Raw genomic sequence first — 13,457 nt, forward strand, 5'->3', positions numbered from 1 at the left:
GCTGGTCAGCCTTCCTGAAGTGTGGTCAGGCCGTTCTCGACGAACACGGGCACCAGCTCGCCGATGCGGTCGAAGCCCGCGCCGACCGTCTGGCCGAGCGTGTAGCGGTAGTGGATGCCTTCGAGGATCACGGCCAGCTTGAACCAGGCGAACGCCGTGTACCAGGCGACGGCGGACACGTCGCGCCCCGAGCGCGCGGCGTACCGCTCGATCAGCTCGGCGGGCTGAGGGTGCCCGGCGGCCGAAGCGGTGGTGGAAATGGGCGAGTCGGGCAGCGTCAGCGGGATGCTGTACATCACCAGCAGCCCCAGGTCGGTGAGCGGATCGCCGAGCGTCGACATCTCCCAGTCGAGGATGGCCGTGATCCGGTCGCCCTCACCGATCAGTACGTTGTCGAGGCGGTAGTCGCCGTGCACGACCGTGGCCGTGGGGGAGTTCGGCAGCTCGCGCCCCAGCGCGGCGTGCAGTTCGTCGATCCCGGCCAGCTCCCGATTGCGGGAGGCGTCCAACTGCTTGCCCCAGCGCCGCAGTTGCCGGTCCAGGAAACCCTCAGGGCGCCCGAAGTCCGCGAGTCCCACCTCGGCGGGGTCCACCGCGTGCAGTTCGACCAGCGTGTCGACGAGGCTCAGCACCGCGTCGCGGGTGCGCTCCGGGCCGAGCGGGGCGAGCTGCTCGGCCGTCCGGTACGGCGTGCCCTCCACGAAGTCCATGACGTAGAACGGCGCGCCCAGCACCTCCTTGTCCTCGCACAGCAGCACCGGACGCGGCACCGGCACGGCCGTCGGATACAGCGCGCTGATCACCCGGTGCTCGCGCTTCATGTCGTGCGCGGTGGCCAGCACATGGCCCAGCGGAGGCCGTCGGACGACCCACTTCGCGCTGCCGTCCGTCACGGCGTACGTGAGGTTCGACCGTCCGCCCTCGATCAGCCGGCCCGTCAGCGGGCCGTGGACCAGACCGGGCCGCTCGGCATCGAGCAGGCCGCGCAGTCGGTCAAGATCAAGACCTGGCGGGTGGTCTGGGCTCATCGTGTTCCTCCGTACGCCGGTGTATGGGGTTCTCATCATGATGCCGACCGGTCGGTATGTCGTCCAGTGCGGCGGCGAAACGTGATTGGTCTCTCGATCGCGCGGGGTCTGCTGTTGGCTACCCGGCCTGGGTGAATGTACGCGAACGGGTCCGCTCCCCGGCTCTTCACAGGACGAGCGCCGCCGCGCAGACGGCCAGGGCCACGGTGTACCCGGCGGCGGCGGTCGCGTGCTTCGGGGTGAGCGCCGCGGGGCCGCCGCTGTCGGCCGTCGCCAGGGTGCGGATGCGGTGATGGGCGACGGTGAGGAAGCCCAGCCAGAGTGCCGCGCACAGGGCGCAGATGAGGACCCTTGCGGCCGTCGGACCGCTTTGGAGGGCGGTTCTGGCGGCCAGTACGGCGACGACGGTGCCGGCGAGGGTCGTACGTCGCCATGCCAGCCGTGTACGTTCCGGCTGCAGGCCGGGGTCACGGGAATCTCGGTCGGGTTCGGTCACGTCGCTGTCAGCCTTCCCAGCCGAAGAGTACGACCATGACCATCGCGACGGCGACGATCGCGATCACGATGCTCAGCAGGGCCGGAAAGCGGGACACGGGCAGGTCCTCGCCTCTGCGCATCGCCCGCTCGCATCGCACCCAGTGGTTCACCGCCCGCAACGAACACAGCACGCCGGCGCCCAGCAGTCCGAGTGCCAGCCCTACGCGCCAGCCCCACCGCAGATCCGGCAGAAACTGATCCACCGCGAAGCCTCCGCCGATCAGGGCGAGGGCAGTGCGCAGCCACGCCAGGAACGTGCGTTCGTTGGCGAGCGAGAACCTGTAGTCGGGCGTCGCGCCGTCCTCCCTGATCCGCCCGGGGGCGAACCACAGGCGGACGTTCCGCACGAATTCGATCACGTTGGGACCCTATGCCTCCGGCGGTTGGGCGGGGACTACGGGGGTGGTGGGTGCGGGGTCGTGGGCCGGTGCGTCAGCCCGTCGCAGGGCGGGCATACGGCCCTGGCCTGGTACACGGTGCGGGTTCTCCGAGACCGGAGCTAAGCGCCAGTAACAATGCCGAGGAGGACCTGCTCATGGCGTACGACGCAGATGTGATCGTGATCGGGGCGGGCCTCGCCGGCCTGGCGGCGACCGCGGAGCTCGTCGACGCGGGCCGCAAGGTGATCCTTCTCGACCAGGAGCCGGAGCAGTCGATCGGCGGTCAGGCGCACTGGTCGTTCGGCGGACTGTTCTTCGTGAACTCGCCGGAGCAGCGCCGTCTGCGGATCAAGGACAGCCATGCGCTGGCGCTCCAGGACTGGATGGGCACCGCCGCCTTCGACCGTTCCGAGGACCACTGGCCGCGGAAGTGGGCAGAGGCGTACGTCGACTTCGCGTCCGGTGAGAAGCGGTCCTGGCTGCACGGTCAGGGTGTGCGGTTCTTCCCGGTGGTGGGCTGGGCCGAGCGCGGTGGCTACGACGCGAACGGGCACGGCAACTCCGTACCGCGCTTCCACATCACCTGGGGCACCGGGCCCGGGCTGGTCGCGCCCTTCGAGCGGCGGGTGCGGGAAGGGGTGGCGCGGGGGCTCGTACAGCTCAAGTTCCGGCACCGCGTCACCGGGCTTTCGCGCAGCGCGGGAACGGTGGACACGGTCACCGGGGAGATTCTCGACCCCTCGGACATCGAGCGTGGTCAGGAGAGCAGCCGTACGGTCACCGGTGCCTTCGAGCTGCGGGCCCAGGCGGTGATCGTCACCTCGGGCGGTATCGGCGGCAACCACGATCTCGTACGTGCCAACTGGCCTCAGAGCCTTGGCAGTCCACCGGAGCGGATGATCTCCGGCGTGCCCGCGCACGTCGACGGCAAGATGCTCGCCATCGCCGAGGACGCGGGCGCGCGCCTCATCAACCGCGACCGCATGTGGCACTACACCGAGGGCATCCAGAACTGGAACCCCATCTGGAACAACCACGGCATCCGCATCCTGCCCGGACCGTCGTCGCTGTGGCTGGACGCGCGGGGCAAGCGACTGCCCGTGCCGCTCTTCCCGGGCTTCGACACGCTCGGCACGCTGGAGCACATCATGAAGAGCGGCTACGACTACACGTGGTTCGTGCTCAACCAGCGGATCATCGGCAAGGAGTTCGCGCTCTCGGGTTCGGAGCAGAACCCCGATCTGACCGGCAAGTCCGTCAGGGACGTCTTCGTACGTGCGCGGGCGGACGTGCCCGGTCCGGTGAAGGCCTTCATGGACAACGGAGTCGACTTCGTCGTCGAGAAGGACCTGGGCGCGCTCGTCCGCGGCATGAACGCGCTCACGAAGGAGCCGCTCGTCGAAGAGGCCGCCCTGCGCCGCGAGATCACCGCGCGCGACCGGGAGGTCGCGAACCCGTTCACCAAGGATCTCCAGGTCACAGCGATCCGTGGGGCCCGAAAGTTCCTCGGGGACAAGCTGATCCGTACGGCCTCCCCGCATCGCATCCTCGATCCCAAGGCCGGGCCGCTGATCGCCGTACGCCTGAACATCCTCACCCGCAAGACCCTCGGCGGCCTGGAGACGGACCTCTCCTCGCGGGTGCTGACGGAGGGCGGGGATCCGCTGCCCGGTGTGTACGCGGCGGGGGAGGCGGCCGGGTTCGGCGGCGGTGGAGTGCACGGATACCGGTCCCTGGAGGGCACGTTCCTCGGCGGTTGTCTGTTCTCGGGCCGCGCGGCGGGCCGCGCGGCGGCGAAGGCGGTGAGCTGAGGGGGGAGTTGAGGGAGGAAGTTGAGGCCCGGAGTCCAACTCCGGGCCCTCGATGCCCGCTTCCGGAGGCGTTTGACACAAATAAGTAACCTGTCAGGCTTGACGTAAGCGTTGGGTGGAGGTTGGCTGTGCGTGATCAATCGCTGATGTGACAGCCGTGTGAGGAAGTCCAGCGGTGTCCCCACCACCCCTCGGCCGCGGGCGTAAGCGCGCGGCCCATGCCTTCGACGGTGCTCTTGGCGACACCGAACTCATCACAGCCCGAGCCGCGTTGGCGCAGGGCCGGTGGGCCGCCGTACGCGCGCTGCTCGTGGCGACCGGCGACGACTGGGACCGCCGCGGGCATCGCGTCACCGTGCTCGCGCAGGAGTCCAGTACGCAGGCCTGGGCCCGCGACTGGCTGCTCGCCGAACCCGAGTCCGCCGATGCCGCCGTGCTGCTCGCCGTCGCCTCCGTGCAACGCGCCCTGAACGGCAAGGAGAAGCCGGACCGGGCGCGCAAGGCCTGCCACAGCGCGGTGGCGCTCGCGCCCGCCGACCCCACGCCCTGGCTCGGCCTGCTGATGCTGGAGCGCACCCTGGGCAGCGACGAGGACGTGGTCCGGCTCTTCGACGAGGTACGCCATCGCCACCCCGACCACCACCATGCCCACCATCTGATGACCGCCCGGCTCGCCGAGCGCAGGCCGGAAGCGGGCCAGGATCCGCTGCACGAGGTGTACGACTTCGCCGGCTGGTCCGCCGAACAGGCGCCCGCCGACTCACCATTGGCGATCCTGCCGGTCGTCGCGCACGCCGAGCGCTATCGCGTGCTGGCCGCCGCCGGCTGGGAGCCGGCCGATCCGGTGGCCTCCGGGCACTGGGCCGGCCGCCGGGCCCGCCAGGTGATGAAGGCCGCCTTCGACTGGTGGCTGGAGTGGGAGCGCGACGATCATCCGCGCAGCTACGTGGACCTCAACTTCCTTGCCCATGCCAAGTTCTGCGAGGGCCGGGGCGCCGAGGCCGCCGCCCTGTTCCACCGCATCGGGCCGCACGTGACCCCGGCCCCGTGGGGGTATCCCGACCGAGATCCGTACACCGCCTTCCGTGCCGCACGCGACAGCGTGCTCGGCGCGGCGTGAGACGCCGTGACAAGCGACCAGTGAACGACCGCACATGACATCCGAGATCCTCGAAAGGACAACCCCGCGATGACGACGGGCAGTTCGAAAACCTCGAGCACTTCGAGCACGAGCAGACCGGCAGCCGACGGTGGCGGCATCAGCACCTTCAAGGGGCAGGAGCGCGCGCTGCGCGCCGACCGGCTCGGCACGGCGGGCCTGCTCCTGTCCGTGCTCGCGGCCACCGCCCCGCTCATGGTGGTCGCGGGTGTCATGCCCACGGCATTCGCGGTGATGGGCATCGTCGGCCAGCCGCTGCTCTTCGTCATCCTCGGCGTGGTGCTCGTCCTCTTCAGCGTCGGATACGCGGAGATGAGCCGCCACGTCCACAACGCCGGCGCCTTCTACGCGTACGTCGCACGCGGCCTCGGCGGCACCGCGGGGGCGGGCGCCGCCCTCGTCGCACTCGCCGCCTACAGCGCGCTCCAGGTCGGCATCTACGGCATCTTCGGCTTCGAGGTGTCCGGGCTGTTCGCCACCTATCTCGAAGTCGAAGTCGCCTGGTGGATACCGGCGTTGGCAGCCGCGCTGGTCGTCGGCGTGCTCGGCTGGCTGAAGATCGACGTGAACGCGCTCGTGCTCGGCGTACTGCTGCTCATCGAGGTGGCGCTCGTCGTGATCTTCGACGTCGCGGCCGTCGCCGATCCCGCCGGGGAGGGGCTGTCGCTGCACGCCTTCAACCCGGACACGCTCACCGGGGCGGGCGTCGGCACGGCGCTGTGCTTCTGCATCGCGGCCTTCACCGGATTCGAGCAGGCGCCGGTGTACGCCGAGGAGACCAGCCGCCCGCAGATCCTGGTACCTCGCGCGATGTTCCTCGCGATCGGCTTTGTCGCCGTCTTCTTCGCGTTCAGTTCCTGGGCGCTGACCGTCGCCGCCGGACCCTCCGGGATCGTGGGGGCCGCGCAGAAGCAGAGCGCCGGGCTGCTGTTCTTCCTCACCGAGCCGCGGCTCGGTGAGACGTTCACGGATGTCCTCCATGTCCTGTTCGTGACCGGCATGTTCGCGGCGTTGCTCAGCTTCCACAACGTCGTCGCGCGGTACGCCTTCGCCATGGGCCGCGAGGGGCTGCTGCCCGCCGCGTTCGGCCGCACGGCGGGCACGAGCGGTGCCCCCGGCACGGGCTCGCTCCTGCAGACCGTCGTCGCCGTGCTGGTCGTGGCCGGCTTCGCGGTGGCCGACGACAAGCCGACCGGTGACCCGACCGCGCCCGTGCTGCAGCTGTTCACCTGGTTCGGCAACATCGGAGCGCTCGGCGTCATCCTGCTCATGGCGACCGCCTCGCTCTCGGTCATCGTCTTCTTCGTCCGCCGCGGCGCGGCCGGTGCGCAGGCCTGGCGGCTGGCCGCGTCCGCGGTCGCGGGCGTCGCGCTCCTGGTCATCGCCTTCTACACCGTCACGGACTTCGACGTACTCGTGGGCGCGGGCCCCGGTTCCGTGCTGACCTGGGTGCTGCCGGGCATCATCCTGCTGGCCGCCGTCCTCGGCCTCCTCCAGGGCCTGCTGCTGCGCTCCCGCAACCCCGAGGCGCACGCGCGCATCGGGCTCGGGAACGAGGCGTTCCAGCTGGACAAGGCGGCGGAGTCCGGCACGGATTAGTGTTACGGATTACTGACGAGCACCCTTGGCCCCTGGCTTTCCGGGGGCCGGGAGTGCTCGAATCAGTGTGTGAACTCGGAACAGCCGACAGCCTCGGAACCGGAGCCGGGCGGCACCCCCATAGGGCGGCGGCTCCTGCTCGGCACGCTCGGACTCGGTGCACTCGGCGTCGCCGCCGCGCCCGTGCTCCAGCGAGGCCTCGAGTCCTTCCTCGGCGGCGCCGCCGACAAGGACCCCACCGGACTGACCGGCCTCCTCCCCAACGGAGGCGGCTTCCGCTACTACTCGGTCACCTCGTCCGTCCCGAAGAAGGGCGAGGACGACTACCGCCTCACCATCGACGGCCTGGTGGACCGCCCCACCACGTACACGCTCGACGAGCTGCGCACACTGCCGCAGACCCGGATGGTCCGCGACGTTCAGTGCGTCACGGGCTGGCGGGTGCCGGACACGCCCTTCGAAGGCGTACGGCTCTCTCAGCTGCTGGACGCCGCCGGGGTGCGGTCCTCGGCCGGGGCCGTGCGCTTCACGTGCTTCGACGGTGCGTACTCGGAGAGCCTGACGCTGTCCCAGGCCCGCCGCGACGACGTCCTCGTCGCGCTCCGTATGCAGGACAAGGACCTGTCCCACTCCCACGGCGGCCCCGTCCGCCTCTACGTCGCCCCCATGTACTTCTACAAGTCCGCGAAGTGGCTCTCCGGCATCACCCTCACGTCGGACGTCCGTCCCGGCTACTGGGAGAAGCGCGGCTACGACGTGGACGCGTGGGTGGGGCGCTCGAACGGACGTGACGATGAAGCCACGTGAGACGACGTCGTCGGCGGCAGCGGCGGGTCCGGCGCGACCTGCCGGTCCGGCACGGCCCGACGAACCCGGCGCTTCCGCCGCGTCCGCGCGAGTACGCCGGTTCAGCCGGGGCGAGCGGTGGGTGCATCGCGTGACGGCTGTGTTGATGGGACTGTGCGTGGTGACCGCGGCCTGCCTGTACGTGCCCCAGCTGGCGGAACTGGTCGGTCGCCGTGCGCTGGTGGTCGTGGTGCACGAGTGGTCGGGGCTGCTGCTGCCGGTTCCGGTGCTGGTGGGTCTCGCGTCCCGCGCGTTCCGCGCGGACCTGCGGCTGCTGAACCGGTTCGGGCCGCATGACCGGATGTGGCTGCGGGCGGCTCTGCGCCGTGACGCCCGGCCGGCCTCGCGTCCGGCCGGGAAGTTCAACGCGGGTCAGAAGACGTACGCGGCCTGGATCGCCGGGGCGACGCTGGTGATGCTCGGCACGGGCCTGTTGATGTGGTTCACGCACCTGACGCCGCTCGTCTGGCGTACCAGCGCGACGTTCGTCCACGACTGGTTGGCCCTGACGATCGGCATCGTCCTGGCCGGGCACATCGGGATGGCGCTGGCGGATCCGGAGGCGCGGCGAGGGATGCGGACGGGGGCGGTTAGCAGGGAGTGGGCGGAGCGGGAGCATTCGCTGTGGCGACGGTAGCCTCCGGCTGTTGGGCGGGGCGCCTGCCGGGTGGGTGGGTTCGGTTTGTTGGCGACTGCGGGTGCGTTGTGGCTGGTCGCGCCGTTCCCCGCGGGGTGCCTCCGGCGGTTGGGCGGGTGCGGGTTGAGTGTGGCTGGTCGCGCCGTTCCCCGCGCCCCTGGGTGCGTGGGTGGGTCGGGGTCGTGGGCCGGTGCGTCAGCCCGTCGCAGGGCGGGCATACGGCCCTGGGCTGGTACAGGGTGCGGGTTCTCCGAGACAGAAGCTACGCGACGGGCATACGACGCACCGGCCCACGCCCCCTCCCGCCGGAGGGCAAGCGCGGGCACATCGTGGCTGGTGGTGAGTGGAGCCGCAGGCTTTTGCTTTTCAGGGGCGCGGGGCTGTATCGATTTGCGGCTCCGCCGCGTGGGCGCGACCAGCCACGACGCACCCGCAACCGCGACACGACCTGTCACCCACCACCCCCTGGCGGGGGCCTGGGGGCGCAGCCCCCCAGTTACGGGAAGGGGCGGGCTTGGGGAAAGAAAACCCTCCCCCCACCCACCCGCACACCAGACACGACCGCTACCCCTCGAAGTCCAGCAGCACCTTGCAGGACTTCGTACGGTCCGCGGCCAGGGCGAACGCCGGCTCCGCCTCCCGGAGGGGGACGACCGCGCTCACCAGGTCGTCGAACCGGGGCTCCCGCGCGAGCAACGCCAGCGCCTCGTCGAACTCGACGTCGAAGCGGAACGACCCCCGGAGTTCGAGCTCGCGGCTGACCACGAGGTTCCCCGCGAAGGGAGTCTGGCCGGGCGGGAGCATGCCGAGCTGGACGATGACACCGCCGCGCCGTACGAGCCGGAGGCAGGTGTCGAGACCCGCGGCAACCCCGGAGGCCTCGATCGCGGCGTCGACCTCCGCGGGCAGGCCGGGAGAGGCGGACTCGTCCGCGCGTACGACCTCGTCCGCCCCGGCCGCCACCGCGTACTCCAGCGCCCGCGGCAGCAGATCCGTGACCGTCACCCGCGCGGCACCCGCCGCCTTCGCCGCCGCGACGACGAGGCAGCCGATGGGCCCCGCGCCGGTGACCAGGACGTGCCGACCGGAGACGTCACCGGCCCGCCGCACCGCGTGCAGCGCGACGGACAACGGCTCGGCCAGCGCGGCCCGGCGCAGCGGAAGCCCGGCGGGCAGGGCCCTCAACTGCTCGGCGGGCACAACCAGTTGGGCCGCGAACCCGCCCTGCACATGCGGTGTGCGGGCCGCGCTGCCGAGGTAACGGGTGTCCCGGCACACGTTCCGCCGCCCGGACACGCACTCCGGGCACAAGCCGCAGGCGGTCGCCGGGTGCACCGCGACGGCCGTACCCGGCGCGGGACCATCACCCCCGGCCCCGTACGAGACCACCGTTCCCACCACCTCGTGCCCGAGCACCATCGGCTCCCGCAGGCGGAAGTCCCCTACGCCGCCGTGCCGCCAGTAGTGCAGATCGGAGCCGCATACCCCGCCGTACCGTACGGCGACGAGCGCCTCGCCGGAGCCGGGGGAGGGAGGTGGCAGCTCGTCGACCCGCAGGTCTCCCTGGCCGTGAATCACGCAACCGAGCATCGGGGAGCCCCTTTCACAGGACGCTGGTCATGCCGCCGTCGACGTACAGGATCTGCCCGCTCACGAAGTCCGCCGCGGGAGACGCGAGGAAGAGCAGGCCGCCGACCAGGTCATCCGTACGGCCCCAGCGGCCCGCGGGCGTACGCCGCCGCACCCAGGCGCTGAACTCGGGGTCGTCGACGAGGGGTTGGGTGAGCTCGGTCTCGATGTAGCCGGGGCCGAGCCCGTTGACCTGCACGCCCTGCGGTCCCCAGTCCGCGCACATGCCCTTGGTGAGCATCTTCAGCGCGCCCTTGGTGGCGGCGTACGGCGCGATCCCGGGCCGTACCACCTCGCTCTGCAGCGAGCAGATGTTGACGATCTTGCCGTGGCCACGTTCCGTCATCCGGCGGGCGGCTTCCCGGCCCACCAGGAACGCGCTCGTGAGGTTGGTGTCGATGATCCGGTGCCAGTCGGTGTCCTTGAACTCCAGGAGGGGAGCGCGGAGTTGCATCCCCGCGTTGTTGACGAGGATGTCGAGGGGGCCGACCCTCTCCTCGACTTCCGCTATTCCGGCCGCCACTGACGGGCCGTCCGTGACATCGAAGGCCGCCGTGTGGACGGCTTCGCCGGGCAGCTCCGCCGCCGCCTTCGCGAGGCGCGTGGCGTCCCGGCCGTTGAGCACCACCGTGCAGCCGGCCTCCGCGAGGCCACGGGCCAGCGCATGGCCGATGCCCCGGCTGGACCCGGTGACCAGTGCCGTACGGCCGCTGATGTCGAAGAGAGGGTGACTCATGCCCGTACTCCTAAGGACGCTAGATGACCAGTGACAGCAGCAGGACCACGCCTCCGGCGACCACCGAGATGAGGGTCTCCATCACCGACCACGTCTTGATCGTCTGGCCGACGTCGAGGCCGAAGTACTCCTTCACCAGCCAGAACCCCGCGTCGTTCACATGGCTGAAGAACAGCGAACCGGCACCGATCGCCAGCACCAGCAGGGACGCGTGTGCGGTCGACATGTCGGCCGCGAGCGGTGCGACGAGACCGGCCGCCGAGATGGTGGCGACGGTCGCGGAGCCGGTCGCGAGCCGGATCGCCACCGCGATCAGCCAGGCGAGGAGCAGGGCGGGTATCGACCAGTCCTCGGAGATGTCGAGGATCATCTGACCCACACCGGAGTCGATCAGCGTCTGCTTGAAACCGCCACCCGCGCCGACGATGAGCAGGATGCCCGCGATCGGACCGAGGGACTTCTCGACCGTCGTCGAGATCCGGTCCTTGGTGAAGCCGGCCGCCCGGCCCAGGGTGAAGATGCCGACGATCACGGCTGCGAGCAGTGCGATCAGCGGGGAGCCGACCACGTCGAAGACGCGCTGCACCGTGTTCTCGGGATCGTCGATGACGATGTCCACCAGCGCCTTGGCCAGCATCAGCACGACCGGCAGCAGCACGGTGGCGATGGTGACGCCGAAGCCGGGACGCTTCTCCAGGTCGTCGGAGGTGCGCTGGGGGATCATCTTCTCGGGGGCGGGGACGTCCACCCAGCGGGCCGCGTACTTCGAGAACATCGGGCCCGCGATGACCACGGTCGGGATGGCGACCAGCAGGCCGAGGGCGAGGGTGACACCGAGGTCCGCCTTCACGGTGTCGATCGCGACCAACGGGCCGGGGTGCGGCGGGATCAGACCGTGCATCACGGACAGACCCGCGAGGGCCGGGATGCCGATCCGCATCAGCGAGTAGTTGCCGCGCTTGGCCACCATCAGGACGACCGGGATCAGCAGCACGATGCCGACCTCGAAGAACAGCGGCAGCCCGATCACCGAGGCGATCAGCACCATCGCCCACGGCATCGAACGCCCGCCCGCCTTCGCGAGGATCGTGTCGACTATCTGGTCGGCGCCGCCGGAGTCCGCGAGCAGCTTGCCGAGGATGGCACCGAGGGCGATCAGGACACCCACGCCGGCGACCGTCGAGCCGAGGCCGGCGCTGAAACTGGCGATGGCCTTGTCGAGCGGCGCCCCGGCGATGGCGCCCAGCGCCAGCGTCCCGATGGTCAGCGCGAGAAAGGCGTGCAGCTTGAACTTGGTGATGAGCAGGACGATGACGGCGATGCCCGCCAGAACGGCGATGCCCAGCTGCGCGTGACCCGCCGAGGTGATCGGCTCGGGGTCCGCTGCCAGCATCTCGACACTGAGACTGGTCACGGTGCTTTTCCTTGAGTGGCTTGGGGGGAGGGGGAGTTACTGCTCAGGGGGGTTCCCGGGGAGTTACTGGGCGGGGGAGTTACAGCTCGAGGCCGTGCAGAGCGGTCACAGCCCGCTCGGTGATCTCCTCCGGACTGCCGGAGACGTCCACGGTGACACCCGCTTCGTCCGACTGGAGCGGCTGGAGGGTGGCGAACTGGGAGTCCAGCAGCGCCGTCGGCATGAAGTGCCCCTTGCGGTGCGCCATCCGGTCCTCGATGAGCTTGCGGTCACCCGTGAGATGGACGAAGACGACGCCGGGCGCGGAGGCCCGCAAGCGGTCGCGGTAACTCCGCTTCAGCGCCGAGCAGCTGACCACTCCGCCGAGCCCGGCCCGCCCGTGCGCCCACCGGCCGATGGCGTCCAGCCAGGGCCGGCGGTCCTCGTCGGTGAGCGGCGTACCGGCCGACATCTTGGCGATGTTGGCCTCGGGGTGGAAGTCGTCGCCCTCGGCGTACGGCACGCCGAGCCGGTCGGCCAGCAGGGGACCGATGGTGGTCTTGCCGGTGCCTGCCACGCCCATGATCACGACGACATGGGTGGACCGCGATTGATTCATCGTGCTCTCGCTGTCTTCTTCGACATCGGACGGTCGACGACGGGATGTACGTCGAGGCCGCGTGCCGCATCCGTGGACGACACTGAAACCCATTAGGTCATACGAGTTCAAGAGTCTGTGACATAAAAGTCTGACTTTTTCGTCCCGCGTCCTGCCTCGTAGGCTGAACCCCATGAGCACACCGGGCCGGGGGCTGCACGGCCATGTACTGGAGAGCCTCGGTCCTGCCATCACCGCGGGTGAGTACCCGCCGGGGAGCGTCCTGCGCACCGACGAACTGGCGCAGCGCTTCGAGGTGTCGCGGTCCGTGATGCGGGAGGCCGTACGGGTCCTGGAGTCGATGCACCTGGTCGAGTCCCGTCGCCGGGTCGGCGTGACCGTGCTCCCCGCCTCCGAGTGGAACGTCTACGATCCGCAGGTCATCCGGTGGCGTCTCGCGGGCGCCGACCGCCCGCGCCAGCTGCGCTCGCTCACCGTGCTGCGCTCCGCCGTCGAACCGGTCGCCGCAGGCCTGGCCGCCCAGCACGCCACCGCCGAACAGTGCGCCGAACTCACCGAGTGCGCCCTGGGCATGGTCGCCACCTCACGCGGCCACCAGCTCGAGAAGTACCTCGTCCACGACATCGCCTTCCACCGAGTCATCCTCAACGCGTCCGGCAACGAGATGTTCGCCCGCCTCGGCGACGTGGTCGCCGAGGTCCTGACGGGCCGCACCCGTCACGAGGTCATGTTCTGGGACCCCGACCCGGCCGCCGTCACCCTGCACGTCCAGGTCGCGGAAGCGGTACGGGAACGCAAGGCAGCCCGCGCGGAGGAACTGACCCGCGAGATCGCGGTGGGCGCACTCCAGGAGCTGGACATACTGGCCCCACCGCCTGCCTCCGGCGGTTGAGCGGGTCGCCTACGGGGGTGGTGGGTGACAGTCGTGTCGCGGCTGCGGGTGCGTCGTGGCTGGTCGCGCCCACGCAGCGGAGCCGCAAATCGGATACAGCCCCGCGCCCCTGAAAAGCCTGCGCCTGCCCGTGCCCCGAGAAAGCCCGCTCGCCGCACAAGCCCGCCCCCGGGGGAAGCCCGCGCCCCCAA

At 70.4% G+C, this 13,457-nt stretch carries 13 protein-coding genes; 6 read left to right on the forward strand and 7 right to left on the reverse strand.

The features are described from left to right. Positions 1 to 5 precede the first annotated feature (5 nt). The 3 genes from OP79_RS42865 to OP79_RS42875 form a co-directional block, all read right to left on the reverse strand. Entirely contained in the window at positions 6 to 1,028 is a 1,023-nt protein-coding gene (locus OP79_RS42865; protein ID WP_033328549.1) for a phosphotransferase family protein, read from the reverse strand. A 166-nt stretch (positions 1,029 to 1,194) separates the two neighbouring features. Continuing rightward, the gene (locus OP79_RS42870; protein WP_033328550.1) at positions 1,195 to 1,524 is read right to left on the reverse strand and encodes a DUF202 domain-containing protein; all 330 of its coding nucleotides are present in this window, start codon (positions 1,522 to 1,524) and stop codon (positions 1,195 to 1,197) included. Between the two features lie 7 nt (positions 1,525 to 1,531). Next, positions 1,532 to 1,924, reverse strand: coding sequence for a YidH family protein (locus tag OP79_RS42875; protein ID WP_033328551.1), 393 nt, complete (start codon positions 1,922 to 1,924; stop codon positions 1,532 to 1,534). Between the two features lie 176 nt (positions 1,925 to 2,100). On the opposite strand from OP79_RS42875, the gene OP79_RS42880 reads away from it, so the two are divergent. From OP79_RS42880 to OP79_RS42900, 5 genes are all read left to right on the forward strand, one after another. After that, entirely contained in the window at positions 2,101 to 3,756 is a 1,656-nt protein-coding gene (locus OP79_RS42880; RefSeq protein WP_033328552.1) for an FAD-binding dehydrogenase, read from the forward strand. Positions 3,757 to 3,931: 175 nt separating this feature from the next. Next, positions 3,932 to 4,876, forward strand: a complete 945-nt coding sequence (locus OP79_RS42885; protein ID WP_033328553.1) for a hypothetical protein — start codon at positions 3,932 to 3,934, stop codon at positions 4,874 to 4,876. Positions 4,877 to 4,945: 69 nt separating this feature from the next. Beyond that, positions 4,946 to 6,514, forward strand: a complete 1,569-nt coding sequence (locus tag OP79_RS42890) for an APC family permease (protein ID WP_033328554.1) — start codon at positions 4,946 to 4,948, stop codon at positions 6,512 to 6,514. A 69-nt stretch (positions 6,515 to 6,583) separates the two neighbouring features. Continuing rightward, positions 6,584 to 7,321 (forward strand): molybdopterin-dependent oxidoreductase, encoded by a 738-nt coding sequence (locus tag OP79_RS42895; protein WP_033328555.1) that lies wholly within the window; start codon positions 6,584 to 6,586, stop codon positions 7,319 to 7,321. Further along, a complete protein-coding gene (locus OP79_RS42900) occupies positions 7,308 to 7,997 on the forward strand; it encodes a cytochrome b/b6 domain-containing protein (RefSeq protein ID WP_078492383.1) in 690 nt (229 codons plus the stop codon). Before OP79_RS42895 ends, OP79_RS42900 begins: the two co-directional genes overlap by 14 nt. Before the next feature lie 564 nt (positions 7,998 to 8,561). Here OP79_RS42900 and OP79_RS42905 read toward each other — a convergent pair. The 4 genes from OP79_RS42905 to OP79_RS42920 all read right to left on the reverse strand — a co-directional run bounded on the left by OP79_RS42905 (position 8,562) and on the right by OP79_RS42920 (position 12,374). Then, positions 8,562 to 9,587 carry an L-idonate 5-dehydrogenase gene (locus OP79_RS42905; RefSeq protein ID WP_033328557.1) on the reverse strand — a complete coding sequence of 342 codons (1,026 nt, stop codon included), beginning with the start codon at positions 9,585 to 9,587 and terminating at the stop codon, positions 8,562 to 8,564. A 13-nt stretch (positions 9,588 to 9,600) separates the two neighbouring features. After that, a complete protein-coding gene (locus tag OP79_RS42910; RefSeq protein WP_033328558.1) occupies positions 9,601 to 10,362 on the reverse strand; it encodes a glucose 1-dehydrogenase in 762 nt (253 codons plus the stop codon). 19 nt (positions 10,363 to 10,381) lie between these two features. After that, complete coding sequence (locus OP79_RS42915; protein WP_033328559.1) at positions 10,382 to 11,776, reverse strand: GntP family permease; 1,395 nt, start codon at positions 11,774 to 11,776, stop codon at positions 10,382 to 10,384. A gap of 79 nt (positions 11,777 to 11,855) precedes the next feature. Further along, positions 11,856 to 12,374, reverse strand: coding sequence for a gluconokinase (locus OP79_RS42920; RefSeq protein WP_033328560.1), 519 nt, complete (start codon positions 12,372 to 12,374; stop codon positions 11,856 to 11,858). Positions 12,375 to 12,546: 172 nt separating this feature from the next. Between OP79_RS42920 and OP79_RS42925 the strand changes: the two genes are divergently transcribed. Further along, positions 12,547 to 13,266 carry a FadR/GntR family transcriptional regulator gene (locus tag OP79_RS42925; RefSeq protein WP_033328561.1) on the forward strand — a complete coding sequence of 240 codons (720 nt, stop codon included), beginning with the start codon at positions 12,547 to 12,549 and terminating at the stop codon, positions 13,264 to 13,266. The last annotated feature ends 191 nt before the right edge of the window (positions 13,267 to 13,457 follow it).

The organism is Streptomyces yerevanensis (genome assembly GCF_000716805.1).
In the GTDB taxonomy this organism is placed as follows: Bacteria; Actinomycetota; Actinomycetes; order Streptomycetales; family Streptomycetaceae; genus Streptomyces; species Streptomyces flaveus.